26 protein-coding genes are annotated in these 25725 nt (G+C 68.9%); 16 read left to right on the top strand and 10 right to left on the bottom strand.

The features are described 5' to 3' along the window. Positions 1 to 220: 220 nt before the first annotated feature. On the top strand, positions 221 to 1117 hold the full coding sequence (locus tag AW273_RS25710; protein ID WP_232327589.1) for a recombinase family protein: 897 nt from the start codon (positions 221 to 223) through the stop codon (positions 1115 to 1117). 222 nt (positions 1118 to 1339) lie between these two features. On the opposite strand, the gene AW273_RS25715 is transcribed toward AW273_RS25710, so the two are convergent. Beyond that, positions 1340 to 1975: a TetR/AcrR family transcriptional regulator gene (locus AW273_RS25715; RefSeq protein ID WP_062353155.1), complete on the bottom strand. Its 636-nt coding sequence runs from the start codon at positions 1973 to 1975 to the stop codon at positions 1340 to 1342. A gap of 293 nt (positions 1976 to 2268) precedes the next feature. Here AW273_RS25715 and AW273_RS25720 point away from each other — a divergent pair, with 293 nt between their 5' ends. Genes AW273_RS25720 through AW273_RS25735 form a run of 4 tightly spaced genes read left to right on the top strand, consistent with a single transcriptional unit; the run spans position 2269 to position 6211 of the window. Next, positions 2269 to 3093, top strand: a complete 825-nt coding sequence (locus tag AW273_RS25720; RefSeq protein ID WP_198168354.1) for an alpha/beta hydrolase — start codon at positions 2269 to 2271, stop codon at positions 3091 to 3093. A 9-nt stretch (positions 3094 to 3102) separates the two neighbouring features. Beyond that, positions 3103 to 4461: an ABC transporter substrate-binding protein gene (locus AW273_RS25725; protein ID WP_062353161.1), complete on the top strand. Its 1359-nt coding sequence runs from the start codon at positions 3103 to 3105 to the stop codon at positions 4459 to 4461. Positions 4462 to 4496: 35 nt separating this feature from the next. Further along, positions 4497 to 5390, top strand: coding sequence for a carbohydrate ABC transporter permease (locus AW273_RS25730; RefSeq protein ID WP_062353164.1), 894 nt, complete (start codon positions 4497 to 4499; stop codon positions 5388 to 5390). Further along, complete coding sequence (locus AW273_RS25735; protein ID WP_062353167.1) at positions 5387 to 6211, top strand: carbohydrate ABC transporter permease; 825 nt, start codon at positions 5387 to 5389, stop codon at positions 6209 to 6211. Before AW273_RS25730 ends, AW273_RS25735 begins: the two co-directional genes overlap by 4 nt. Positions 6212 to 6448: 237 nt before the next feature. Here AW273_RS25735 and AW273_RS25740 read toward each other — a convergent pair whose 3' ends face one another. Then, positions 6449 to 7042 carry a TetR/AcrR family transcriptional regulator gene (locus tag AW273_RS25740; protein ID WP_062353170.1) on the bottom strand — a complete coding sequence of 198 codons (594 nt, stop codon included), beginning with the start codon at positions 7040 to 7042 and terminating at the stop codon, positions 6449 to 6451. A gap of 91 nt (positions 7043 to 7133) precedes the next feature. On the opposite strand from AW273_RS25740, the gene AW273_RS25745 reads away from it, so the two are divergent. Further along, positions 7134 to 8309, top strand: a complete 1176-nt coding sequence (locus AW273_RS25745; RefSeq protein WP_062353172.1) for a cytochrome P450 — start codon at positions 7134 to 7136, stop codon at positions 8307 to 8309. Between the two features lie 7 nt (positions 8310 to 8316). Here AW273_RS25745 and AW273_RS25750 read toward each other — a convergent pair whose 3' ends face one another. Next, a complete protein-coding gene (locus tag AW273_RS25750; protein WP_062353175.1) occupies positions 8317 to 8775 on the bottom strand; it encodes an ArsI/CadI family heavy metal resistance metalloenzyme in 459 nt (152 codons plus the stop codon). Between the two features lie 75 nt (positions 8776 to 8850). Between AW273_RS25750 and AW273_RS25755 the strand changes: the two genes are divergently transcribed. Genes AW273_RS25755 through AW273_RS25770 form a run of 4 tightly spaced genes read left to right on the top strand, consistent with a single transcriptional unit; the run spans position 8851 to position 10839 of the window. Beyond that, positions 8851 to 9210, top strand: a complete 360-nt coding sequence (locus tag AW273_RS25755) for an ArsR/SmtB family transcription factor (protein ID WP_062353178.1) — start codon at positions 8851 to 8853, stop codon at positions 9208 to 9210. Further along, positions 9207 to 9929 carry an aquaporin gene (locus tag AW273_RS25760; protein ID WP_063910097.1) on the top strand — a complete coding sequence of 241 codons (723 nt, stop codon included), beginning with the start codon at positions 9207 to 9209 and terminating at the stop codon, positions 9927 to 9929. The genes AW273_RS25755 and AW273_RS25760 overlap by 4 nt, the downstream gene beginning before the upstream one ends. After that, positions 9926 to 10339 (top strand): arsenate reductase ArsC, encoded by a 414-nt coding sequence (locus tag AW273_RS25765; RefSeq protein WP_062353181.1) that lies wholly within the window; start codon positions 9926 to 9928, stop codon positions 10337 to 10339. Before AW273_RS25760 ends, AW273_RS25765 begins: the two co-directional genes overlap by 4 nt. After that, positions 10336 to 10839 carry a GNAT family N-acetyltransferase gene (locus AW273_RS25770; protein WP_062353185.1) on the top strand — a complete coding sequence of 168 codons (504 nt, stop codon included), beginning with the start codon at positions 10336 to 10338 and terminating at the stop codon, positions 10837 to 10839. The genes AW273_RS25765 and AW273_RS25770 overlap by 4 nt, the downstream gene beginning before the upstream one ends. A gap of 102 nt (positions 10840 to 10941) precedes the next feature. Here the strand turns inward: AW273_RS25770 and AW273_RS25775 are convergent, their stop codons facing one another. After that, on the bottom strand, positions 10942 to 11928 hold the full coding sequence (locus tag AW273_RS25775) for an NAD-dependent epimerase/dehydratase family protein (RefSeq protein WP_062353188.1): 987 nt from the start codon (positions 11926 to 11928) through the stop codon (positions 10942 to 10944). A gap of 170 nt (positions 11929 to 12098) precedes the next feature. On the opposite strand from AW273_RS25775, the gene AW273_RS25780 reads away from it, so the two are divergent. Continuing rightward, the gene (locus tag AW273_RS25780) at positions 12099 to 12530 is read left to right on the top strand and encodes a MarR family winged helix-turn-helix transcriptional regulator (RefSeq protein WP_232327590.1); all 432 of its coding nucleotides are present in this window, start codon (positions 12099 to 12101) and stop codon (positions 12528 to 12530) included. Between the two features lie 74 nt (positions 12531 to 12604). Here the strand turns inward: AW273_RS25780 and AW273_RS25785 are convergent, their stop codons facing one another. Beyond that, on the bottom strand, positions 12605 to 13546 hold the full coding sequence (locus tag AW273_RS25785; RefSeq protein ID WP_062353194.1) for an alpha/beta fold hydrolase: 942 nt from the start codon (positions 13544 to 13546) through the stop codon (positions 12605 to 12607). A gap of 62 nt (positions 13547 to 13608) precedes the next feature. Here AW273_RS25785 and AW273_RS25790 point away from each other — a divergent pair, with 62 nt between their 5' ends. Beyond that, positions 13609 to 14556, top strand: coding sequence for a helix-turn-helix transcriptional regulator (locus AW273_RS25790; RefSeq protein ID WP_062353196.1), 948 nt, complete (start codon positions 13609 to 13611; stop codon positions 14554 to 14556). Between the two features lie 75 nt (positions 14557 to 14631). Here AW273_RS25790 and AW273_RS25795 read toward each other — a convergent pair whose 3' ends face one another. Next, positions 14632 to 15855: an amidohydrolase gene (locus tag AW273_RS25795; protein ID WP_062353199.1), complete on the bottom strand. Its 1224-nt coding sequence runs from the start codon at positions 15853 to 15855 to the stop codon at positions 14632 to 14634. Then, positions 15852 to 17306 (bottom strand): MFS transporter, encoded by a 1455-nt coding sequence (locus tag AW273_RS25800; protein ID WP_062353203.1) that lies wholly within the window; start codon positions 17304 to 17306, stop codon positions 15852 to 15854. The genes AW273_RS25795 and AW273_RS25800 overlap by 4 nt, the downstream gene beginning before the upstream one ends. Positions 17307 to 17542: 236 nt before the next feature. Here AW273_RS25800 and AW273_RS25805 point away from each other — a divergent pair, with 236 nt between their 5' ends. From AW273_RS25805 to AW273_RS25815, 3 genes are read left to right on the top strand one after another with little or no spacing between them, the layout of a single operon-like run. Continuing rightward, on the top strand, positions 17543 to 18598 hold the full coding sequence (locus tag AW273_RS25805) for an Lrp/AsnC family transcriptional regulator (protein WP_062353206.1): 1056 nt from the start codon (positions 17543 to 17545) through the stop codon (positions 18596 to 18598). 51 nt (positions 18599 to 18649) lie between these two features. Then, complete coding sequence (locus AW273_RS25810; RefSeq protein ID WP_062353209.1) at positions 18650 to 20047, top strand: L-serine ammonia-lyase; 1398 nt, start codon at positions 18650 to 18652, stop codon at positions 20045 to 20047. Then, positions 20041 to 21318 carry a metal-dependent hydrolase family protein gene (locus AW273_RS25815; protein WP_232327591.1) on the top strand — a complete coding sequence of 426 codons (1278 nt, stop codon included), beginning with the start codon at positions 20041 to 20043 and terminating at the stop codon, positions 21316 to 21318. The genes AW273_RS25810 and AW273_RS25815 overlap by 7 nt, the downstream gene beginning before the upstream one ends. A 46-nt stretch (positions 21319 to 21364) precedes the next feature. Here AW273_RS25815 and AW273_RS25820 read toward each other — a convergent pair whose 3' ends face one another. The 3 genes from AW273_RS25820 to AW273_RS25830 all read right to left on the bottom strand — a co-directional run bounded on the left by AW273_RS25820 (position 21365) and on the right by AW273_RS25830 (position 23779). Beyond that, positions 21365 to 22153 (bottom strand): alpha/beta fold hydrolase, encoded by a 789-nt coding sequence (locus tag AW273_RS25820; protein WP_062353215.1) that lies wholly within the window; start codon positions 22151 to 22153, stop codon positions 21365 to 21367. 4 nt (positions 22154 to 22157) lie between these two features. Next, positions 22158 to 23012: an enoyl-CoA hydratase/isomerase family protein gene (locus tag AW273_RS25825; protein WP_062353325.1), complete on the bottom strand. Its 855-nt coding sequence runs from the start codon at positions 23010 to 23012 to the stop codon at positions 22158 to 22160. A gap of 137 nt (positions 23013 to 23149) precedes the next feature. After that, entirely contained in the window at positions 23150 to 23779 is a 630-nt protein-coding gene (locus AW273_RS25830) for a TetR/AcrR family transcriptional regulator (protein WP_062353218.1), read from the bottom strand. 96 nt (positions 23780 to 23875) lie between these two features. Between AW273_RS25830 and AW273_RS25835 the strand changes: the two genes are divergently transcribed. Continuing rightward, on the top strand, positions 23876 to 25486 hold the full coding sequence (locus AW273_RS25835; RefSeq protein WP_232327592.1) for an MFS transporter: 1611 nt from the start codon (positions 23876 to 23878) through the stop codon (positions 25484 to 25486). Positions 25487 to 25725: the final 239 nt, after the last annotated feature.

Consider the following 25725-nt stretch of genomic DNA (forward strand, 5'->3'; position numbering starts at 1 on the left):
CACCTCCGCCGACCGCAGTTCCCGCCTCGATCGCCCGGCCGGCCGACTTCGGCTGGCCGTCGGCCGGCGCCGACATGCCTGCGGGCTGATGGCACTGCTGTTTCATAGGCGAACATCTATGAAACAGCGCTTTCAGCCGGACGCGTTCTGGGCGAACACCGTTTCATGAGTCGGTGCAAACGGGTGGCAGCCTGAAACACTCCTATGAAACGATCTCGGGGTGATCGACGACGACTTCCTCCGCGTGGAGGCCCACGCCTGCCCGATGACCTCCTGCGCCGCCCCGGCCGGCTCGCCCTGCCGGACCGGCCGGGGCAAGGTGGCCGTCCAGTACCACACCGCCCGCTTCCGGCTCGTGCCAGAGTTCGCCAAGGCGCTCAACGTCCCCACTCCGGCCCTGCGCAAGCCGGGCACCCTGTGGATCGAGCTGCCCCGCCCGGTCGCGGCCGACGCCGAACCGGCCGGGCACGCGCGGATCGGCTACGCCCGCGCCTCCACGCTCCGCCAATCCCTCGACACCCAGCTCGACGCGCTCAAGGCCGCCGGCGTCACCCGCGTCTTCGCCGAGAAGATCTCCACCCGCGCCACGGTGCGGCCCGAGCTCGACAAGGCTGTCACCCTGGCCCGGGAACTGCGCGCGGCCGGGGTGGCGGTCACGCTCGTGGTGCATGAGCACAAGCGGCTCGGCCGCGGCCTGGACCTGGCCGCCCTCGCCGAGCAACTGAAGGCGGCCGGCATCGGCCTGGAGTTCCTCACCGGCGAACTGCAGGGCTCCCACGACCCCTCGGGCGTGGTGTTCACCGTGCTCGCCGCCCTGTCGGGGATGGAACGCGAGTACATCCGCGACCGCACCCTGGAAGGCCACGAATCCGCCCGCGCCCGCGGCAAACATATCGGTGGCGCCGCCGTCACCGACGAGAACATGCTGTCCATGGCCCTGCACCTGCGCGGCCAGGACCTCAGCCTGCGCGACATCGCCGCCCGGCTCGTCATCACCAGCGGCAAGAAGAAGGGACGTCACCCCTCGGCCGCGACCGTCCTGCGCATGCTGCGCGACCACGACACCAGCATCACCGAGGTGGACGCCGGAGCCGACGATGCGAAGCAACGGCCGTAATCCCTGGCCGGTACCCGAGCCCGAACTTCCTTGGCCATGATCCAACGTCGTGATCAAACCGAGACGCCAGGCGGCGGCTCTCGCGTTATCGCAGGTCAGGCGCTACTTCGTTGGAAATTTCTTCATTGCTACCGGGACCCCTGATGGCACCCACACTGGCCGCAGTCCGGGAGAACAGAGTGGGGCCTCGCTCGCCGGCAGCGCGGCCCCGGTGGCGTGTCGTCAGGACGTCGCCGGCCCGGTCGCTAACTGCCTGGTCTGCTGTGCGGCCCATTGGGCGGCTGCCGCGGCGACCGGGATATTCGGGTCCACCAGCCACGCGGCCTCGATGCCGGAGCAGAAAGCGATGATCTCCATTGCTTTGAGCTGCGGGTCGATGTCCTCCCGCATCTCGCCGCGTTCCTGTGCGGACCGCAGGGTTGCCGTCACGCGGTCGATCGTTGTTCGGTAGCCATCGACCAGCCGTTGGTGCAGTTCGGTGTCGGGGCTGACGTTTTCGCCGAGGACGACGGTGTTCATGCCGAGCAGGCTGGCCACCTTGCTGTCGTGCTGGCTGGGCCAGCTGGCCATGTGCTTGGCGATGATGTCGACGATCTTGATGCCGGGGTCGGGTCCCTCGCCCCACAGCCACTGCTCGGAGAAGGCCAGGTGCCGATCCATGACGGCGTTGAGCAGGGCCTCCTTGCTGCGGAAGTGATAGAGCAGCCCGGTCTGTGACACGCCGGCCTCGGCCGCGATGTCGGCGAGGCTCGTGCCGCGCGCTCCGTTGCGGGCGATGAATCGTACGGCGACGTCGACGATGCGATCCCGTGTCTCGAGGCCCTTCGCTGAGGTTTTGGGCTTCTGGGCAGGGGACACGGTTGATCTCCTCACGATGGTCGGAACGGGTCATAGGCAAGCATAGACAAACCGACTGAGCACTCGGTAACCTCTGCGAAACCGACTGAGTGCTCAGTCTTAACTTTGGCGAGAGGCCCGATCGAATGAGTACAGCTTCCCGGCGGGGAATCCCGGCCGTCCGCGGGGGAGACACTCCGCCACGGCCGCACAAGCAGGTTCAGGCCTTCCTGGACAACTCCGGATCATCGCCCGACCCGTGGGCCGCCGACATCGCGGCCGTGCGGGCGGACGCACGTGCGAAGGTGCTGGCCGTGACCGGTGAGACTGCGCCGGTCGCCTCCGTCGAGTCGGTCGACGCGGACGGCGTACCGGCCCGGCTCTACCGGCCCAAGGGCGGGGAACAGGAGGTGCTGGTCTGGGCACACGGCGGCGGCTGGATTCACGGAGACCTCGACACCGCCGAGGGCGTCGCCCGGGAACTCGCGAACCGGGCCGGGTGCGGGGTGTTGTCCATCGACTACCGGCTCGCGCCCGAACACCCGTTTCCGGCCGGCCTTGACGACACCTGGACGGCCGTCGCATGGGCACGCCGCAACTTCGGCAGCGTGGCTGTCGGCGGAGACAGTTCGGGCGGCAACCTCGCCGCGGCTGTCGCGCTCAAAGCACGTGACGAAGGTGTCCGGCTGGCCGCCCAGCTCCTCGTCTACCCGGTACTCGACAGCTTCGAGAACACCGACTACAAGGTCGCGTTCCGGCGGCGGTACGAGACCTTCGCGGGCCTGCCGGGTTTCGGCCCCAACACCTACCGACGGCTCCAGCACATCTGGGCGACGTACGTTCCCGACCCGGCACACCGCACGGCGTCGTACGCATCCCCCCTGCACGCTGAATCCGTGCGCGGTGTCGCGCCCGCGACGATCATCACGGCCGAGCACGACTTCCTCCGTGGCGAGGCCGAGGACTATGCCCGGCGTCTGCGGGCGGCCGGCGTGCCGGTCGAGCTGATCGAGTACGCGGGGCAGATCCATGGCTTCTTCGAGATGTTCGCCGTGATGACCGACGCGCACCACGCCGCCGGCAAGGCAGGCGACGCGATACGCCGCGCGTTCCAGTCAACCCGCACCATCGAGCCTTAAGGACTTCCCGTGCGATCGCTGATCCATTACCGCCGGAACCTCCGGGCGACCGGGGTCGCCGCGGCGGCCGCCCTGCTGCTGGCCGCCTGCGCACCCGGCGGCACCTCCGAAGCCGGCCCGGTACCGTCCAAGCCGGTCTCCACCGGTATCGGAAGCGAACCGGTCACCCTGAAGCTGCTCGTCACCAGCGGCGTCGACGTCCCGTTCTACACCGCACTCGGCAAGCTGTTCCACGCCAAGCACGGCAACGTGACCGTCAAGGTCGAGAACCAGGACTACGCCACCTTGACCACGACCATCGCGCGCACTCTCGCCGGGGACAACGTGCCCGACCTCGTCCGCGTGCCGCAGCTCGGCAACCTGACCAAGGACCACCTGCTGCTCAGCCTCGACCCGTATGCGGAGGCCTATGGGTGGAACGCGTGGCCGCAGTCGCAGTTCGCCTCCACCCGTGTCGGCCCGGACGGCACACAACGGGGGACGGGCTCGTTGTACGCCGCGGGTGCCGGTTTCGGCCTGACCGGGGTCTACTACAACAAGGCGCTCGCGCAGCGGCTCGGGATGACGCGGCCACCGGCGACCGTCGCCGAGTTCGAGCAGCTGCTCGCCAAGGCGAAGGACGCCGGGCTCCAGCCGATCATGACCAACGGCAAGGACGGCGGCAGCGTCTATCCGCTGCAGAATCTGATGATCTCCTACGCCGGTGACGCGCAAGCCGTCCAGGACTGGAACTACACCAAGCCCGGCGCGAGCATCGACAACGCGGCGACGGTCAAGGGCGCCACGACATTGCAACGCTGGGGACAGGCGGGATATCTGCCGGCCGACGCGAACGACATCGACCAGACCCGGGCACCGGCCGAGTTCATCAAGGGCAACGGCGTGTTCTTCCCGAGCGGCAACTGGCAGGCCCCGAACCTCGACAAGACCGCACCCGGTCAGTTCGGCTTCTTCCTGTTCCCGCCCGACGTCGCCGGTGGGCCGTCGTACGCGATGACCGCCGCCGCCAACCTGGGCATTCCGGCGAAGTCACAGAACGCGGACGTGGCGGCGGCGTTCCTGGACTTCGTGCAGACGGACCCGCAGGCGCGGCAGGAGACGGTCACCCTCGGCGGGCTGGTACCGGCGGGCCCGACCGACGCGCCGGCTCCGACCACGCCCGAGGGGTCGGCGGTCGCCGCCACCGTCAACGCGTTCCAGGAGTTGCTGAAGAGCAACGGGCTGGTCGGCTTCATGGCTGATGCGACGGCTTCGATCCACGTCAACAGCCTCGTCCCGCAAACGCAGCTGCTGCTGGCCGGCAAGACGACGCCCGAGGCGTTCGCGGCCAAGGTGCAGTCCGACTACGAACGCGATCTCGGGCGATGATCGCGGCGAGCCGACCCAGGGGTGATGCGGCGGCTGTGACCGACCCGTCGAGCGTTCCCGCGGCACGCCGGCGGCGGAGTTGGAGCGCGCTGCTCTGGGTTGTGCCGGCGTTCGGCATGTACGGCGTCTTCGTGCTGTTCCCGATGCTCCAGTCCGTGCAGTACTCGTTCTACGACTGGGACGGCATCGGCCCGGCGACGCCTGCCGGACTGGACAACTGGAAAGCGATCTTCACCCAGCCGGAGCTACTGCAATCGGTGGTGCACGCGTTCGTCCTCGTCCTGTTCTACACGGTCCTGCCGGTCGGGCTCGGTCTGGTCGCCGCGTCGTTCATCCGCGAACTGAAGCCCGGCGCGTTCAGCACCACCGCCCGGGTCGTACTGTTCGTCCCGCAGGTGCTTCCGCTGGTCGCGGCCGGTATCGCGTGGACGTGGATGTACTCCTCGGACGGCCTGGTCAATCAGGTCCTGCGCGCGGTCGGCCTCGATCGGTACACGCGGGCCTGGCTCGGCGACTTCACTTTCGCCCTGCCCGCGGTCGGTGTGATCGGGGTCTGGGTCATGCTCGGCTTCTGCACGGTGCTGCTGCTGGCGGGCATCGGCAAGATCGACCCGGCGCTGTACGAGGCGGCCCGGCTCGAGGGGGCCGGGCGGGTCAGTGAGTTCTTCGCCGTGACGCTGCCCGGGTTGCGGCGCGAACTCGTCGTGTGCACGACGTTCACGATCATCGCCGCGCTGGCGAGCTTCGACGTCGTCCAGGTCGCGACGCAAGGCGGTCCCGGCTACCAGACGATGGTGCCCGGCGTGCAGATCTACCGGTTGACGTTCCTGCAGCAGCACGTCGGCCAGGCCTCGGCGCTCGCGGTGTTCCTGGCCGTCGTCGTGCTGGTGGTCATCTGGCCGATCCAGCGTCTCGGGAGGGAGAAATGACCAGATCGGGCCTCGCCCATCGGGTAACGCGCACCGGGATCCTCCTCGCGCTGATGCTGTTCGCCGTGGTACCGCTGCTGAGCATGTTCACCACGGCACTGGCACCGCCGGGCAGCACGCCGCAAGGCCTCAGTTGGCCCAGCGACCCGCACTGGCACAACTTCGTCGATGCGTGGAGCGCGGCGAACTTCGTCGCGCTGTTCCGCTCGAGCACCCTCATCGTGCTCGGCGTCGTACCGGCCACGGTCGCGATGGCCACCGCCGCGGGCTACGCCCTCGCCCAGCTGAACGTGCCCTTCGGTAAGGCGATCTACGGTCTTCTCCTCGTCGGACTCACCCTGCCGTTCGAGGCGCTGATCACACCGTTGTACTACGACCTGCGCAGCATGGGATTGCTCGGGACGCGGCTGGCGATCATCCTGCCGCTCATCGGACTGCTCATGCCATTCGGCGTCTTCTGGATGCGCGCACACTTCCTCGGCACCGAGCCCGCGCTCGCCGAAGCCGCGAAAGTCGACGGCGCCAACACCTGGCAGACGTTCCGCCGCATCCACCTGCCGCTGGCCACCCCGGCGTGGTCCGCACTATCCGTGCTCTTCTTCCTCTCCAGCTGGAACCAGTATCTGCTGCCCCTCGTCCTTGTCGACGACCCGACGAAGCGCACCGTGGCCGGCGGGCTGGGCGCCTTCCAGGGGCAGTACGGCACCGACATCGTGCTGCTCTGCGCCGGATCCCTGCTGATCATCCTGCCTTCGCTGGTGATCTTCTTGATCTTCCAGCGCAACTTCGTCAAGGCGCTGATGCAAGGAGCCGTCAAGTGACCGTCCGAGTCTCGCACCTGGAGGTCCCATCGCATCTGGTCGACTGACTGCTTCAACGAACCGACAGGCCAAGCCCGCGTTGAACGCGCCGAAGCGCACGACCTTACCGTCGGCCCGCACGCTGAAGTGGTGGGGAACGCCGCCGGAGTCCCGCTTGCCGAGGTCGCCCTTGGAGATCAGTGCCATCGTCCTGTCCAGCCGGTCGGCCTGGAGGAAGACCCCGAATGGTCAGGTCCTTCAGGGCGCGGTCGGTCGCGAGGGTGCTCCCGCTGCGGCCATGACACCGTGCACCACCCCGGCGATGCGGTCGGCGGCCTGGTCGGGATCGGGTCGGCCGGCGTCGAGCCAGGCGATGACCGCCTCGACGGTGAGCACCGGAATCAGGTCGGCGGCCCACTCCAGCCACGGGCCCGGAGGGATGACGCGGGCCAGGTTGCGATGGGCGAGCTCTCGGGAGGCGACCGCCATGAAGTTCGTCAGGTCGCGGAACTCGCGCTCGCGCGCGGCATGGCGGAACAACAACCGGAACCCGTCAGGGTCGGCGCTCGCGGCCTCGATCAGCGCGGGGATCGCGCGATCGTCGTAGTCGCCGGAGCCGGTGGCCTCGATGAGGCGGGCGCAGGACCGGTCGAGCACGGCCCGGTAGAGGTCGGCCTTGGATTCGAAGTGCCGGTAGAGCATGGCCCGCGTCAGTTCCGCCTCGGCGGCGATGTCGTCGAGGCCGGTGTCGGCGAACCCGTTGCGGGCGAAGGCGCGGGTGGCCGCGTCGAGGATCTGTTCGCGCCGCTCGGCGCGCCGCAACCGCCGGACCGGGGCCGCCTGGTCGACCATTCGGATTCTCCTCTTGTATCCCCCAAAGTGTACAAGTTAGATTCTTATACGTCGGAGTATACAAAGGAGTGTCTACTTATCGGGAGGTCCCATGTCCACACTTCCGTTCAAACAGTCCGACGGCCCGCTGCGCCGCGCTCCTGAGCTGCGCGAACTCCAGAAACAGGGTCCGGTGCACGCGGTGACCACGGCGGTCGGCGACCCCGCCTGGCTCGTCACCGGATACGAGGAAGTACGCCGGCTGCTCGCCGACGATCGCTTCGGCCGGGCCCATCCCGAGCCGGAACGCGCCTCCCGCAGCGGAGAGTCGGCCCTTTTCGGCGGCCCGCTCGGCGACTTCGACACCGAGCAGAACGACCATCGCCGCATGCGTGCCCTGCTGCAGCCCCACTTCTCCCCCAAGCGCATGCGGGCGTTGCGGCCCCGGATCGAGGCCCTCACCGCATCGCTGCTCGACGAGATGGAGGCCGCCGGCTCCCCCGCCGACCTGCACAGCGCTCTGGCGCTGCCGCTGCCGATCGCCGTCATCTGCGAACTTCTCGGCGTGCCCTACGACGACCGCGACCGGTTCCGCGCCTGGAGCCAGGCCGCCGCGGACGTCACCGACCGCGCCCGCTCGGAGCAGGGACTGGCCGACCTGTTCCGGTACGGCCGTGACCTGGTCGCCCGCAAACGCGCCGAAGGCGACCCGGACGCCGACGTGATCTCCCGCCTGGCCGCCACCGAGGGCGTCGGCGACGACGAGGCCGCCATGCTCGGCATGTCGTTGTTGTTCGCCGGTCACGAGACCACGGTCACCGCGATCGGCATGGGCACCCTGTGGATGATGTCCACCCCCGGCCAGTGGCAGGCCCTGGCCGCCGACCCCAGCCGCGTCGACGCCACGGTGGAGGAGATCCTGCGCGGCTTCGGCCTGGGCGGCGGCGGCCTGGTGCGCTATGCCCGTACCGACCTCGACATGGAAGGCGTCCCGGTACGCGCCGGTGACCTGGTCCTGCTGGACACGGGCGCGGCCAACCACGACCCCGCCGCCTACCCCGAACCGGAGCGCTTCGACCCCGGCAGCCCCGTGGCGGCCCACCTGAGCTTCGGCCACGGCCCGCGCTACTGCATGGGCGCACCCCTGGCCCGTATCGAGCTGAGTGTGGTCTTCGCCCAGCTCGTCACCCGTTTCCCGACCATGCGGCTGGGACGCCCACTGGAAGAGATGACCTTCGACCCGAAGACCCTCACCGGCGGGCTGACCGCTCTGCCGGTCACCTGGTGAACTTACGTCAGCAGCAGGTGGCGGCACCCGGCGTGCTCCGCCCGGCGGACGGCCCGCACACACATGCCGCACCGTCACGGGAGGGGCCCGCCGAGGTGTCGGCGTCGGCCTTGACCACGTACACCTCCCAGGGTTCGGCGCCGGGGCCGCGGACCCACACCTTGTCCTGCAGGGCGTAGCAGCAGGAGGTGTCGTTCTCGGTGAAGGTGGCCAGCCCCGCCGCCGCCAGGCGCCGGGTGGCGGCGGCGACCTCCTCGCCCGTCTCGACCTCGACGCCCAGGTGGTCCATGACGGTCTCCTGGCCTGGCTCGCCTTCCAGCAGGACCAGCTTGAGCGGGGGCTCGGTGACGGCGAAGTTGGCGTAGCCGGGGCGGCGCTTGGCCGGTTCGACCCCGAACAGCCGGGTGTAGAAGGCGATCGAGCCTTCGAGGTCGGCGACGCGGAGCGCGAGCTGGACACGGGACATGACGTCTCCTTGTATTGACGAATGTCGATACAGTGGAACTTGCCATGCTGATTCGATGAATGTCAACATAGACGCATGCCGAAACAAGAACTGCCGGTCGTCCAGGCCGCGGAGGAGTGCTGCGCGCCGATGGTCCGCGAACCGCTGGGCGAGCAGGACGCGGCCGAGCTGGCCCGGATGTTCAAGGCGCTGGCCGACCCGGTCCGGCTGCGGCTGCTGTCGCTGATCGCCTCCTTCGCGGGCGGCGAGGCGTGCGTGTGCGACCTGACCGGTCCGTTCGAGGTGTCCCAGCCGACCATCTCCCACCACCTCAAGGTCCTGCGCGAAGCCGGGCTGGTCGGGTCGGAACGGCGCGGCACCTGGGTGTACTACTGGGTCGTCCCGGCCGCGCTCAACCGGCTGTCCGGCCTGCTCCAGGCCCCCGTCCCGGCGTGAACCGCACCGGACTGGGGCGGCGGCTGGCCGCCGAGGCGGTCGGCACGGCGGCCCTGGTGGCCGTCGTGGTGGGCTCGGGCGTCCAGGCCGACCGGCTCAGCGGCGACGGCGGGGTCGAGCTGCTGGCCAACTCCCTGGCCACGGTTCTCGGCCTGGGCGTGCTGATCGCCCTGTTCGGGCCGGTCTCAGGAGCGCACTTCAACCCGGTGGTCACCGCCGCCGCCTGGTGGCACGGCCGCGCCTCCGCGGAGACCATCGGCTATGTGGGCGCGCAGGTCGCCGGGGCCATCGGCGGGGCCGTGCTGGCCAACGCCATGTTCGGGTTGCCGCCGGTCACCTGGTCGGGGCATGAGCGGTTCGCCGCCCATCTGTGGCTGGCCGAAGCGGTCGCCACCGCCGGGCTGATCCTGCTCGTCACCGGCCTGGCCCGCGCCGACCGGGGTCGGCTCGCCGCACCGGCGGTGGCCGCCTACATCGGCGCCGCCTACTGGTTCACCTCCTCCACCGGCTTCGCCAACCCCGCCGTCACCATCGGCCGCGCCTTCACCGACACCTACGCCGGCATCGCCCCCGGCTCGGTGGCCCCCTTCGTCGCCGCCCAGATGGTGGGCGGATTCATCGGCATCGGCCTGGCCGCGATCCTGTTCCCCCGGGCCGCCGCCGGGGACCGGCCGGCGGAAGACGGCGTATCCGCCCTGATCAGCAAAGGAAACGCGTGACCACTCCTGTTCCGTCGGTGCTGTTCGTCTGCGTACACAACGCGGGCCGCTCCCAGATGGCCGCCGCCTTCCTGAGCCATCTGGCCGGCGGCCGGATCCAGGTCCGCTCGGCCGGATCGGCCCCCGCCGACCACGTGAACCCGGCCGTGGTCGAGGCGATGAAGGAAGCCGGCGTCGACATCTCCGCCGAGATCCCCAAGGTGCTCACCGTCGAGGCCGTCCAGTCCAGCGACGTGGTCGTCACGATGGGCTGCGGGGACGCCTGCCCGATCTTCCCCGGCAAACGCTACGAAGACTGGCGACTGGCCGACCCGGCCGGGCAGGGCGTCGCCGCCGTGCGGCCCATCCGCGACGAGATCGAGGCCCGCGTCCGCGCGCTGATCGGCGAACTCCTCCGGGAACCGTCATGACGGGCGACACCGTGCGGATCGCCGCCATGACGGCGGGGCACGCCGACCAGGTGCTGGACATCTACCGGCTCGGCATCGAGGAAGGTCAGGCCACCTTCGAGACCCAGGCTCCCACCTGGGCCGGGTTCGACGCCGCCAAACTGCCCGGCCACCGCCACGTGGCCGTCGACACGACCGGGCGCGTCCTGGGCTGGGTCGCGGCGGTCGCGGTCTCCGACCGGTGCGCCTACGCCGGGGTCGTCGAGCACTCCGTCTACGTCCACCCCGAGGCCCGCAACCGCGGCGTCGGCTCCGCCCTGCTGGCCGCGCTCGTCTCCTCCACCGAGGCCGCCGGGATCTGGACCGTCCAGTCCGGAATCTTCCCCGAGAACACCGGCAGCCTGGTCCTCCATGAGCGCGCCGGATTCCGCGTGATCGGCATTCGGGAGCGCATCGGCCGGCACCACGGGGTGTGGCGCGACGTCGTCCTCGTCGAGCGCCGCAGCCCGATCATCACCTGAATCCGGACGGGCCGGTCGAGCACGCCGACCCAGAGTTTGCTCTTCCGCGGCGCCTGGGAACAGAGGAACCGGCGCCACCGTATCCACGGCGAGGTCGTCACCTCACGAGAAGCTCATCTCCGCCAGACCTTTCTCCACCGTCACGTCAGGCGAGTAGCCCAGTTCCCTCCGCGCGGCGGTGATGTCGTAGGAACGGTCACGGCCGGTGAAGCTCACCAGCCAGCTCGTCAGCGGGGGCGCCGTTCCGCGGCGGAGCAGGCGTGCCGTGCGGTCCATCATCGCCGCCATGGGCGCCGCGATCGCCAGAGGGACGCTGCGGCTCTTGGACAGATCCACGCCGCGGGTCGCCAGCAGGGGGGTGAGGAAGTCTCGGATGGGCATCGGCGTGCCGTCCGTCACGTAGTACACCCCGCGGTGGCGGCCCCGTGTGAGCGCGCGGATCGCGGCACCGGCCAGGTTTTCGACGTGCACGAAGTCGACGATGTGCTTGCCGTGATCGATCCAGGCGAACCGTCCCGTCTCGGCGACCTTGACCAGTTCGTCGATCGTCGTCATTCCGCGGCCCCAGATGAACGGAGGCCGGAGCACGACCAGCTCGGTGTTCTCGTTGTGGGCTTTCAACAGCGCGCGCTCGGTGGCCAGCTTGACCCGGCTGTAGGCGATGTTCGGCCGGCCTTCCGGCGTCGACTCGTCGACGACGGGACGACGCTGACTGCCCGTGGAGACGGACGCGGCGCTGATGAGCACGAAGCGCCGCACCCCGGCCGCGGCGCTCGCGGCGTGCAGGGCGACGGTCGGCACGTGATTGGCCTGCTCGAAGAGGGAGTCGGGCCCCCAGAACTCCATGTGGGCCGCGACGTGCACGACCGCGTCGGCCTCGCACAGCCTGGCGAGCCAGATCGGCGCCGGGGAACCGGCCCGGCCGAGCTCGGCGAGATCGCCGGGAACGGCATCGGCTCCGGCCGCGCGTACCCGCTGAATGCTGGAGCCCGATCTGGCAAGCGCCGTGACCTCATGCCCTTCGGCGAGGAGGCGATGGACGAGAACGCCGCCGACGAAACCGCTGCCGCCGGTGACAAAGACCTTCATGCTTGCACTCCTTGTAATTGAGTACGCACTTCTGGTGCGCGCCCGGCTGTCGATGCCCTCCAGATGCATAGTCATCAAATAGTTCGACATCAATGCATCGACGCCTATGTAACCTCCCGTACGATGGGTGCGTCAAGTGGAGGTGGGCGATGCCGCAGGCGAGGAAGAGCGTGACCGCAGCACAGGTCGCCGACGAGTTCAGTCGAACGGCGAAGGTGCTCGTACGTCACTTCAACGAGCGTCTGGGCGAGCACGGGGTGTCGACACCGAGGTCACGCCTGGTGGTGGAGGTGGCACGTTCGCAGCCGGTTCGGCTGACCGAGCTCGCTCTCGCGGTCGGCATCGCCCAGGGGACCGCCTCCACCCTGGTCGACGCGCTCGTCCGTGACGGACTGCTCGAACGCCAGACCAGCGCCGACGACCGCCGGTCCGTCCTCCTTCGAGTGACGGCGCAAGGGGCCGCACTGGCCCAGGACTGGACGGCCGGCTATGAACTGGCGGCGGAAGAGCTGTTCAGGCCACTCACCCCCGAGCAGTTGTCGACGCTGGTCGACATACTGCGGACCCTCAGCGCCGACGAGGCGTCGCCCGCCGGCGGCTGAGGAAGACGTCGCCGGAGCGTTGAGCCCAGAATCCTCAGTGGCCAGGCGTCTTCGCAGGCCGGGATCACGAGACGTCAGGCGTCGTCCCGCTTATCCAGCCATGTGAGAATGGCCTGGTTTGTCTCTTCGGGTCTTTCCCGCTGGATCCAGTGGCCGCAGTCCAGGCAGACCACTTCCACGTCGGGCACGAACTCTGCCAGGTTCTCCGACCTCGCGACCGGGTCCCGGTCGCCGTAGATCATGAGGGCGGGCCGGTGGATGATCGGGTCCACGTCCGCCAGGAGACGCCAGTTGCGGTCGAGGTTCCTGTACCAGTTGATACCGCCGGTGAATCCGGATGTTTCGAAGGCGGAGACGAGGATGGCCAGTTCGTTGTCGCTCATGATGGGTTCGCCGAGGGGTGTTCGCGCTCGGGCGAGGTTGATCAGTGCCATGCCCGGCTGAGGCTCCGGCGGCGGCTGGTTCTTCCGGTACAGGTTGCGGAGGAACTGGGCGGTGTTGTCTTCGAACACGGCGTCGGCGACGCCCGGCTGCCGGTTGAAGTGGACGAAGTAGAAGTCGCCGCCGAGCATGTCCTCCATGGACTCGATCCACGGCTTTTCCCCGCGCTCCTGGTAGGGCAAGCTCAGGTTGATCACCTTGTTCACACGGGTGGGGTGCAGCAGGGTCAGGCCCCAGACGACGAACGCGCCCCAGTCGTGGCCGATGAAGGTGGCGTCTTGGTATCCGTAGTGGTCCAGGAGCGCGACGAGGTCACCCGACAGGTGTTCGATGTCGTAGTCCGTCACCTCGGCCGGGCGGGAGGAGTTGCCGTAGCCGCGCTGGTTCGGGGCGATGACGTGGTAGCCGGCCGCGGCGAGGGCGGGCATCTGGTGGCGCCAGGTGAAGGCGTGGTCGGGCCAGCCGTGGCAGAGCACGATGGGCCTTCCCGCGTTCTCTCGGCCCGCTTCGAAGACTTCGAGTTCCACCCCGTTGACCGGAATGAGGGTTGGCTTGGGGAAATCGGTTGAGATCACGTCGCCATCCTGACGCCGAAATCGGTCACCTCATGACCGGTTTGTGTGGGAGTTTTGCGGGCGTGCGAACCGACCGGCTGGTGGCCGTCCTCCTCATGCTGCAACGGCGCGAGCAGGTGACGGCGGCAGAGGTCGCCCGGGAGCTGGAGGTCTCCGAGCGCACCGCCCGCCGCGACCTCGACGCCCTGGCCATGGCCGGGGTGCCCGTGTACTCCACGCAAGGACGGGGCGGCGGCTGGCGCCTGGTGGGCGGCGCCCGTACCGACCTGTCCGGGTTGACCGCGGGTGAGGCCCGCGCCCTGTTCCTGGTCGCCGGCCCGGCCTCGGCCGCGACCCCGGCCGTGAAAGCAGCCCTGCGCAAACTCGTCCAAGCCCTGCCGGAACCCTTCCGCGCCCAAGCCGAGGCAGCAGCATCATCCTTGGTCATGGACCCGCGACGATGGGGGTCGAGCCGGGTCGAGCACCGACCACCTCGTTTCCTCGACGACCTCCAGGACGCGGTGATCCGCGGCGTCCGGGTGCGGCTCGGCTATGTCGATGGCAAAGACGCCGAAACCGAGAGGACCGTCCACCCGCTGGGCATCGTCGCCAAAGGCCCGGTGTGGTATCTCGTCTGCCACACCGAGGCCGGCCGACGGACCTTCCGGATCGACCGCGTGACATCCGCCGACCCGACCGGCGATCCCGTGCACCGGCCCGAGGACTTCGACCTCGCCGAGAGCTGGCACGAGATCGCCGACGAGATCGACCGCAAACGAACCCCTCTGGAGGCCCAGGCCGTCTGCGCGCCCCACGCCATGGGCATTCTCCGGATCGGGTTCGGCGACCGACTCGAAGTCGGAGGCACCACGACCGACGGACGCATCGACGTCGTGATCCGCGGCCACGACGACTACACCCTCGCCGGCGAACTCGCCGGGCTGGTCGAATGGCTCGAAGTGACCGGCCCCCCGGGTGTGCGAGACCACCTGGCCTCGATCGGCAACGCCCTCGTCGAGCGATATAGCTGACGCGCCGGCGCTTCGCGGCGTGACCTGCGAACCCACGCGGGGAATCCGTCGAGCGTGTGACATTCTGCCGCCGGCTCACGCCCCGGTGGGCTCCAGACCCGCGCGCGACGCCTCAGGTGAGAGTTGACCGAGGTGAGGTCCCGTGACGACGTCGACGACGGTGAGAGCCATCGCCAAGGCGCCGTCGATGGCGGCGCGTTCCGCGGCCGGGCCTGTCGCGTCTGCGGCGAACTCGGGGGTGTGCGGCCAGGACGTACTCCCGAGGACCGCGATGAGAGGGTGGATCGACGGCACCACGTGCGACACGTTTCCCATGTCGGTGGACCCGGCCGGAGGGCGCGGCCGTTCGTGTATTTCGCGGCCGAGCGATGCGAGGCTGCGGTCCCATGCGGCCGCCAGGATCGGATCCTGGCGCATGTCGGCGTAGGTCGGCTCCGCCTCATCCCAGCTCCATGTGCATCCCGCCGCGGTCGCTCCTCCCTCGAAGCAGGTGAGAATTCGTCGTCGTGTCTCTTGCAGGTCCTCAAGGGTGTCGGCGCGAACCTCGACTTGCACGGCGGCCGCGGCGGGGATGACATTGGTCGTCTGCCCGCCCTCGGAGACGAACGCGTTGGCGCGAACGCCGTCGGGGAGATGCTGGCGGAGCAGACCGAGGGCGACGAGTGCGATCGTCGCCGCGTTCGAGGCGTTGTCGCTGGTCGGCGTAGGCCCGCCCGCGTGTCCCGGCCGGCCTTGGAACATGATGTGCATTCGGCACACGGCCTGCGTGCGGACATCGAGGCAGCGGACGTCCTCGCCGGGAGCACCGTGCACCATGAGGGAGAACGTGACGTCGTCCCACGCGCCCGCGTCCAGCATGATCACCTTTCCGCCGCCGTGCTCCTCCGCGGGGGTGCCGAGCAGCTTGATACGGAGGCCGATTCGATCGGCGACGGCCGTCAGCGCGATGGCCGCGCCGACCGCTGCCGCGCCGATGATGTTGTGACCACACGCGTGACCGATGCCGGGGAGCGCGTCGTACTCGGCGCAGATGGCCACGGTCACGTCGCCGCTCCCGTAGGTCGCCTCGACCGCGGTGTCGAGTCCATACGCGCCGATCGCGACGTCGAAGCCCGCGGCCTCGAGCTCTCGCGCGACGAGGGCCGACGCGTGGCGCTCCTGGAAGGCGATCTCGGGGACTCGGTGTATCTCTCGGCTGAGTGCGATCGCGGACTCCTCCCATTCCGTCCGGGAGGCGAGGACCGCCTCCCGGACGGAGTCGGACGATTCCGGGTGGGAGGGGCGTGCTGCGGTGGTCATCTTTCCTCGATCGGTTCGGCGGTGGATGTCTCGTCGGTGTCGGGTTCTCTCGCCACGCGCATCCGCAGGGCCAGGGCGGAGAGCGTCAGGGAGATCGCCAGGCAGATCCCCCAGACGGCGAAGAACGACAGTGGCGTCGAACTCACCGCGGTCGATCCTTCGACGTTCCGCGTGGTGACGAAGAGGGACATCACCAGCGCGAAGACGGCGCCCGCGGCCGCGCCCGCCGCCGTGCGCGCGGTGTTGAACAACGCCGAGGCGATGCCCACGGAATCGGCGGGTGCGTTGCGCACCACGATCGAGGGGAGGACGGCGAGGAGGACACCGGCGGAAAGACCGCCCATGGCCATCCAGGCGATGAACATCGCCGTCGACCCGGAGAAGACGATCATGAGGACGAAGCTCGCCCCCGCGACGACACCGGCCAGCGCGACGGCTCTCGGCGGGGTGATCCACCGTGCGAGGCGTTCGCCCAGCAGCGTCCCGGCGAACGCGGCGATCGCGTAGAGCACGATGACGGCGCCGGCGCCGGCCGGGGGCAGACCGAGTCCGTATCCCTCCCGGGCCGGATCGCTGAGAAGCCAGAGGAAGCTCGCGGTCTGCCCGCCGTAGGTCTGCGCTCCGAAGAGTGCGGATACGACGATCGGCAGGCCGATGCCGCTCTTCGCCAGCATCGACAGATCGACCAGGGGGTTCTCCACCCGGCGCTCCACGAACACCCAGAGCGTGAGCACGGCGGCGCCGCCGAGCACCAGAGAGAGGGTCCTCGCCTCAAGCCAGCCCCAGGCGCCGCCGTTGGAGATTCCCGTGAGGGTGGCGAGGAGACCGACAGTGAGCAGGATCGCGCCTGCCCAGTCGATGCGGCCCGTCTTGCGTACGGTCGTCTCGGGCACGAGGAAGATCACCACTGGAACGCACAGGGCGATGAAGATCGCGGGGAACAGCAGGACCACGTTCAGGTTCTGCGTCGAGGCGTACAGCAGGCCAGAGGCGAGCGAGCCCACGGCCGCGCCGAGAGTGAGGGCACCGACCAGGACGCCGATGTTCCTGCCTGCCGACTTCGCGTCGCGGGAGCGGACGATCGCGAACTCAAGCGGCAGGAAAGCCGCCAGCGGCGCCTGAAGCGCGCGACCGAGAAGGAACAACTCGAAGGTCGGCGCGAGAGCGACGACCAGCGAGCCGACGGCGACGAGTGCCGCGGCGGCGACGAGGAGCCGCTTGTGACCGAACATGTCCCCGAGCTTCGCCAGGATCGGCACACACGCGACCGTGACCAGCATGTACATCGCGTTGACCCAGTTGAGGGAGCCCGCACTGACGGAGAACTGCTGCCCGATCGCCGCGAGCAGAGGCGAGAACCACCCCTGCAGCATGCCGCTCCCCAGCTCCATGACGACCAGGAAGCCCACGACGCCGAACGGCGATCGGGAGCGGAAGGCGAATCGCATCATCAATGACTCCAATGTCAGCGCGTGCACGGACGCGCGTCACGGTGGAGCCGGTGCCGCCACCGGCCGCGGTGGTCACGCTCGGGTGGGTGCGGGCGTCGATCACGCCCGGCGTGACGAGCGCGCCGCCGAGGTTCTCCACGTCCTCGCGCCGACCGTATCGCCGAGGCCGTGATCAGGCGATTTCAAGCGAGTCATGTGCTGATAGTCGTACGCCGACGGCACTAGGGTGACAGTTCATGGACGAAGAAGACAACAATCCGCAGATTCGCGGCCTGGACGAGATCGACAGGCGACTGATCCACGCGCTTCAGATCCATCCCCGGGCGCGATGGGCGGCGATCGCACCGATCGTGGGGGTGGATTCGGTGACGCTCTCCCGCCGCTGGGAACGCCTGTCCGGCGACGGTCTCGCCTGGATCACCGGGCATCCGGGGGCGAACGCCCGCGGACCCTGCGCGATCCTCGAAGTGGAATCCCACCCTGGTTCGACCCTGGAGATCGCTCAGGCGCTGGCGGCCGATCGGGAGGCGTTCACCGTCGACCTCACCGCAGGCGGCCGCGACATGCTGGTCATCGCGGGCGCCGAGAGCCTGGACGCCCTCGGCGAGTACGTCATGACCCGGATGCGTCGGCTTGAGGGCGTCCGGGCGACGCGGACGCATCTCCTGTCCTCGCCGTTCACCGACGCGGGTCAGTGGCGACTCCGCTCGCTGAGCGCCGCCGAGGTCGCCGCGGTCAAACGCACGGTCCCGGCCGACGCGCCCGAATCGGTGCGCATCGACCCCCGGCTTGAGCGTGAGCTCCTGAAACTGCTCGGTGTGAACGGGCGGGTGACCATCGCCTCGATGGCGAGGGTTCTCGACGTCAGTGAGCGGCGCGTGCGGGAGACCATGGCTTCGCTGGCGAGCGGCGGCCGCCTGGTGGTTCGTCTCGACCTCGCGCGGGCGCACTCCGGCTGGCCCGTGCACGCATGGTATTTCCTGCGGGTCCCCGCCAGGCTGACCGCTCGGGCGGGGGCCGCCCTCGCCGGCATCAGCGAGGTCCGCCTCGCCGTCTCGACGATCGGCCCGTGCAATCTCGTCCTCTCCGTCTGGATGAAGACGCTGGCGGACGTTCAGAGGCTTGAGGTGGCGATCGAGGAGAACATCCCGGAAGTGGCCATCGCGGATCGATCGCTGGTGCTGCGGACGCTCAAGAAGGAGGGCCGCCACCTCGACGCGAACGGGAACGCAACCGGCGATTTTGTGCCGCTTCTGATGTCTTTCACGCGTGCGGGAGCGCCTCTGCGATAGAAACCTGCATCGTATGGATCTGGGCCGTCATGGTGCGTACGGTCGTCATTCATGACTGTCCCGGAGCCGACTGTCGGCGTGTTCGACCTTTTCACGATCGGTATCGGTCCTTCGAGTTCACACACGGTGGGCCCCATGAGAGCCGCCGCCGAGTTCGTCGATCGTCTCACCGGCGAGACGATCATCGATCGGGTGCACGAGGTACGCGTGGAGATCTTCGGTTCCCTCGCCGCGACCGGTGCCGGACATGGCACGTTCACTGCCGTGCTCCTCGGGCTGGAGGGAGTCCGGCCCGATGCGGTGACCCCGGCGGAGGTCACCGCGAAGCTCGCCGTGATCGAAGAGACAGGCGTTGTCGCCCTCGGCGGCCGTCATCGTGTCCACTGCCGCGTCGAAGACTTCATCCTCCGCCCCCTGACGGTCCGCGCCCGGCACAACAACGCGTTGTCCTTCACCGCGTTCGACTCCACCGGCGCGGAGCTCGCCACGGATACGTACTACTCGATCGGTGGCGGCTTCGTCGTGCGTGATGGTGACGAGGAGAACGCCGGACCGCCGGCGGCGCGCCGGCCCTTTCCGTTCCGGACCGCGGCCGAGTTGCTCGCCGTCTGTGAGGAGACCGGGTTCAGCATCGCCGAGGTGATGATGGCGAACGAACGGGTCCTGCGCTCGGAAACCGACATCCGGCACCTGCTGCGAGGTCTGTGGGATGTCATGGAGTCGTGTGTCCGCTCGTCGATCGCCCGCGACGGAGTTCTGCCCGGCGGCCTCGGCGTACGTCGCCGCGCCGGGGAATGGGCCGCCCGTCTCGCCGCGGAAGACCCCGACCACGCCAACCGGTACTGGCAGCAACGAGTCAACCTCGTCGCCCTCGCCGTGAACGAGGAGAACGCGAGCGGCGGGCGTATCGTCACGGCACCGACGAACGGCGCCGCGGGCATCATCCCCGCCGTGCTGTACTACGCCCTGCACTACACCCCGGCCAGCCGATCAACGACCACGAGCGAAGACGACATCGTCCAGCGGTTCCTGCTCACCGCCGGGGCGATCGGCACCCTGTACAAGGCGAACGCGTCCATCTCCGGCGCAGAGGTCGGCTGCCAGGGCGAGGTGGGCTCCGCCTCGTCGATGGCCGCCGCCGGCCTCGCCGAGATCCTCGGGGGCACCCCCCAGCAGGTCGAGAACGCCGCCGAGATCGCCATGGAACACAATCTTGGCCTCACCTGCGACCCCATCGGCGGACTCGTCCAGATCCCGTGCATCGAACGCAACGCCATCGCCGCGGCCAAAGCCATCAACGCCGCGAACATGGCGCTCTGGGGGGACGGCGAACACCATGTCTCCCTCGACCAGGTCATCGCGACGATGCGGGAGACCGGCGCGGATATGAGCGACAAATACAAGGAAACCGCCCGCGGGGGCCTCGCCGTCAACGTCGTCGAATGCTGATCGACGCCCCCTACGTCCCAGCCGGATCAGTCCAGGAGAAGCGAGCCCACATGCACTCCCGTACCGTGTTCAAGAACGGCGTCGTCTTCGACGGCACGTCCGTCTCCGACGCCGATGTCGCCGTGGCAGGTGACCGCGTCGTCGAAATAGGCGTGGACCTGGACGGCGACGAGGTCATCGACTGCACCGGAATGTCGGTCGTTCCGGGCCTGTTCGACTGTCACGTCCACGTGATGGCGCGCGATCTGAACGTCGCGCGCACCGAACAGCAGGCCTTCTCGCTTCAGTACTTCGAGGCCGGTCGCAATCTGTCCCTGCTACTGGACCAGGGCATCACCTCCGCGCGGGACGCCGCGGGGGCCGACCTCGGCGTCAAGCAGGCGATCGAGCACAAGCTCATCGAGGGGCCGCGGCTGCAGATCGCCATCGTGATGTTGTCGCAGACCGGAGGGCACAGCGATCTGCATCTCCCGTCGGGCGGAGAACGCTCGGTGCCGATGATGCTCGAACATCCCGGCCGGCCACGTTCGATCGTCGACGGGGTGGACGGCCCCGGCGGCGTTCGGCGTGGCGTCCGGGAGGTCCTGCGCGCCGGCGCCGACGTGATCAAGATCGCTACGACTGGCGGGGTCATGTCGCTGGGAGACGATCCCCGGCATTCACACTTCCGTGACGACGAGCTCGCGGCCATCGTGGCGGAGGCCGCGGCAGCCGAAACCTACGTCTTCGCTCACGCGCAGGGGACCGAGGGCATCAAAGCGGCATTGCGTCACGGGGTTCGCTCGATCGAGCACGGCTACTACCTCGACGACGAGGCGGTCGCCCTCATGCTGAAGCACGAGGCCTGGCTGGTCCCGACGCTCTCGGCGACGCGCGCCATCATCGACGCGGCGGCAGGCGGGGTGCCGATACCGGCCGAAAGTCTCGCGCTCGCCCAAGAGGCGCTCGAGGCTCACCGCGCGAGTTTCGCGCTGGCGGTCAACGCCGGCGTGAAGGTCGCGATGGGCACGGATACCCCGCCGTACTGGAGCCCGTCCGCCGGCAACCTGGACGAGCTGGGGCTCATGACCGAGGCGTCCTCCATGTCGGCGATCGAGGCGTGGCGAACCGCGACGTCGAGCGCGGCGAAGCTGCTCGGGCACGACGATCTCGGCGTCATCGAGCCGGGCGCGCTGGCTGACATCGTCGTCGTGGACGGCGACCTGCTCGATCTCCGAGGCCTTCGCGGCCGGATCCGTCAGGTGTGGCTCGCGGGTGCCCGCGTCCGCTGAGTGCGCGTACCGGGAACGGGTCCCCGCCGGGGACCCGTTCCCGGTACTAATCCGAGCCGGTCAGGAACGCTGCGATCAGCGCGGCGGCCGATGCGGGCCGTTCGTTCTCCCACGCGTGACCCGCGTCCGCGAGCTGCAGAACGCCGGCGCCGGGGATCTCCTCCGCCATCGCCAGGACGTCGGCGACCCGTATCGTCGCGTCCCGTCGACCGTGCACCACGAGGGTCGGCGACGCGACGGAGCCGAGGAGGCCACGCGTGTCGAACCCGCGTGCGGCGGCGAACCGCCGCACGAGCCGCTCGCTCGCGGACTCCGGCGTCTCCTCTTCCGGATCCCCCGATCTCGCGGCGGCGGGGGCGAGCCGAGCCAGAAGATCTCGGGCTCGCGCGTGATCGCCCGCTTCGAGCGCCCCGAGAAGGGCGCGGACGCCGTCAGGCAGCCGGTCGGGATCGAAGGGAAACCGATTCGTGGAGCCGAGGACGAGCCGGTCCAACCGATTCGCATGCCGCAGCGCGAACGCCTGCGCGATCATTCCCCCGTAGGAGGTGCCCAGGACGTGGGCCCGGCCGAAGCCGAGAGCCGAGATCAGCGCGGCGAGATCGTCGGCGAGATCGTCGATCGTGTACGGCTCCGGGGCGAAGACGCTGGCACCCCGATCGCGCTGATCGTACGTCACGACCGTGAACGTGTCGGTGAGGTGACGGCGGAACGCGTCGAAGAGGGACTGCCCGATCTGCAGTCCGTGGACGAGGACGACCGGGGGCCCCGCTCCGTCGATCCGGCAGGAAGTGCGGCCGCCGTTGGTAACGGCGACCGCGCCCTCACCTCCGGTCACCGTCTCACCAGACCCTGCGCCGGCGGGCGTCCGCGACCAGATCAGGGTCGGGGATCAACGCCTTCGACCCGACCGTCGCGAGCGACTGCTGCGAGAAGTGGAAACCGAAGTCCTCCGCGACGAGCTTGCGCCAGGGGCGGTTGACGATGTTGTGCGTCGCCCATCGTGCGAATCGCGGCCGCTTCATGATGTCGCGCGCGAGCTCCCACGCCTTGGGCAGCAGTTCCTCGCGGGGCAGGACGTCGCTCACGAGCCCGTACTCAAGCGCCTTGGGCGCCGGGATGGAGCTGCCCCCGTAGATCGCGTAGGCGGCGCGCTTGCTCCCCATGAGGTGCTGCAGCGCGAGCGCGAGACCGTCACCGGGGGCGGTGCCGGCCATGAAGTGGGGATCCATGAAGTCCGCGTCCTCGGCGGCCAGGGTGACGTCGCACATGAGCGCGAACTCGGTGTGAATGCCCGGCCCGTTCACCGCGGCGATCGTGGGGATGTCGATGTTGTTGACGAAGTTCTCGATCAGCTTCCAGGCGTCGATCGTCTGCTGAAAGATGTAGTCGGGCTCCTCCTCGACCAGCGGCTTCGGCCACGTCTGTCGCGGGTCGCCCTGGAACCAGGTCTCGCCCGTGCCGGTGATGATGAGCACGTGGTTCTCGGGGTCGTTGCCCACGTCCTGCCACACGCGGCTCCACGCGTTGTGGGCGGCCCAGTTGTGGACGTACGGGCCGCCGTCGGTGTGGAGCCGCAGCTCGATGATCCCGTTCTCCCTATACATCTTGAAGAACGCCGCGTACTTCTCGGAGTACTCCTCAAGCGTCGCGGGGGGCACGTGACCGGCCCATCCGAAGCTGGACGCGTTCGCCATCATGGCTCCTTTCGCCGAAGCGAGCCGACCTCGCTCGTTAATGAGACAAAGTATCTCTTTAACTGCGGTGAGTCGGTCTCAATCCCGTCGCGCGCAGGGAACGGCACCCGAGCATGCGCTCGCGAAGATTTCGAGACCTACGCGGCATCTCCATGCCGCAAACCGGCGAGGACGATGGCGACGATCTTGTCCGCGTCGTCTCTGACGAATGGCCGAGTCCGGCGGACGAGGAACCACTGCACAGGTCCGGCGAGCATCATGTTCACGAAACGCGCGTCGACGGCCGGAAGCTGACCAAGGGCCGCCGCCGCGTCGAGCCGGCGTTGCAGGTCATCCGTGCGCCGCTCAAGGAGTTCCAGGCCTATCTCGCGCAGGCCGTCGCTCTCCTCGGCCCTCCGCATCAGGATCTGCAGGACCGCGCGACCTTCCGGAGTGGCGGAGGCCTCGGCGAAGGCATGGACGAACGCGACCAGATCGTCGTGGATGTCACCGGAGTCGCGGAGGGGGACGAAGGTCTCCGCGAACCGCGCGAGTATGTCGCGGAACAGGTCCCCTCGATTCGGCCAGCGTCGGTAGACCGTCGCCCGAGCGACCTGTGCTCGCGCGGCGAGGTCCTCGTACTGGAGGCCGTCAACCCCCTTCTCGGCCAGGATCTCGAGCGTGGCCGCCCACAGACGCTCGCTGACCAGCCGCGTGCGGCCCCCCGGCCGGCGTGCCGGTTGTGGTTCTGCGCTCATTCTCGTCGCATCGACGCGGATCCGGCCCACCTGCGTTTCCGGCCGACCGGTACGGCCGCATCGATGACTCTCCCTCCGCGTCTCGTCGGCGACTCCCGATCGTAGTGACCGGACGATCATGAGACGATGTCGACCGAAACGTTCGCAAGACGCTTCATCGCGGCAGCTTCACGCGTCGAGTCGCCGACCACAGCCATTTTCCTGCAATCGCTAGGGGTGCCGGCCGGGCAGGCCGACAATGTCCGGAATCTCAGATTCAGGGAAGTGGCCATGACTCAGACTCCCGCGACCCCCTCCGATACCGAGACTTCAGGCAGCGGGTGGAGCGGTCGGATCATCTGGTGGATCACCATCCTAATCGTCGCCAACACGCTGGTTGACACGGTCATCGTCGCACCATTGCTCGTGCTGCCGCAGATGTCGGAGTTCTTCGGGACCGACCAGAGCGCGTGGCTCAACGCCAGTGCGATCCTCGCCGGCGCGATGTGGGCGCCGCTCCTCGGCAAGAGCGCCGATGTCTTCGGCAAACGCCGAATGCTCGTGCTCGCACTACTCGTGGGCGGCGTCGGCGCGCTGGTCTGCCTCCTGTCCCCCAACATCGGGATCTTCCTGGCCGGCCGCGTGATCCAAGGCGCCGCCGTCGGCTCCGTGTTCATCACCGTCGTGTTCATCCGCCAGGTCTTCCCGCCTCGCGTCAGCATGACGTCCGTCGGCATCGTCACCTCTGGCTCCGCGGTCCTTGGCATCGTCTCGCCCTTCCTCTTCGAGATCGTCGTGGCCGCGTACGGTTTCCGCTCGGTCTTCGTCGTCTCCGCCGTGCTCGCGTTCTTCGCCGCGCTGACCGTCCGTGTCTTCTTGCCCGAGTCGCCGGTCACGGTGAGAAGCCGCGTGGACGTCACCGGCGCCGTTCTCCTCGGAGCGGGCCTCGCGGGCATCCTGGCGTACATCAGCCTGGGCCATGACCTGGGCTGGCTGAGCGCCGGCATGATCGCCCTGCTCGTCGTCGGGATCGTCCTCCTCGGCGCATGGGTCCTGACGGCGCTGCGCCTGCCCGAACCCGTCATCGATCTGCGGATGCTCACTCGCCCCGTCGTCGCCACCCTGGTGGTCGTCGTGCTCGGCGCCGGCGCCTACCAGGCGCTCCTTCAACTGGTCGGGCTGATCGCCCAGACCTCCGTGGACGAAGGGCTGGGGTACGGGCTGGCCGGCGCGTCGGGTGCGCTCGGCCTGCTCTTCGCCGTGCCGTCCTTCGGCGCCATGACAGGCGGGATCCTCGCCGGCTGGCTCGCCGGACGGATCGGCCCGGCCCGCACACTCGCCGGCGGAATGGTCATCGGCACCTTCGCCACACTCGGGCTGCTGTTCTCCACCTCCGCCTTCCTCCCCGCCGTCATCTCCGCCGGACTCCTCGGCTTCACCGCCGGGGCCGTGATCACCTCCGGCTTCAATCTGTCGACGACACTGGTGTCCGAGGAGAAACAGGGCATCGTGGCCGCCCTGGTCCAGGTGATGCTCGGTGTCGGCGCGGTGATCCTCAACATCATCGGAGGAAGCATCCTCCGGGCTACCTCACTCACCGGCAACGGCGAGCCGGTGAACTCCGCGACGGGAGTCTCCCTCTACATCCTCATGGCGCTCGTGCTGTTCGCCATCGCGACCGTCGTCGCGCTCGCGATCTCCCGCCGCCGGCCACGTGACCGTGGCGCGACACGCGGAAACGCGGCTCAGCCCGTCTGAGCCCCCCCGCGACGAGAGCGGCCTCGGAGATGCGGACGTCACCAGGTCTGCCGCGGCAGCGTCCGTGTCGGGTGCAGCCGGATTGCTGGACTCGTATTCGACAGGTCTACGCATTCCCAGGGGGATGTGGCGTGCGGAGTTCGACCTGCACGCGACCCCAGGCGGGCTCGATGACGGCGTTGTCGAAGCAGCCGGACCCCATGGAGGGAAGGAGCCCGGATGGGCGGGCGCGGCGGATC

This window comes from Herbidospora yilanensis, from assembly GCF_001570565.1.
Taxonomy (GTDB): Bacteria; Actinomycetota; Actinomycetes; order Streptosporangiales; family Streptosporangiaceae; genus Herbidospora; species Herbidospora yilanensis.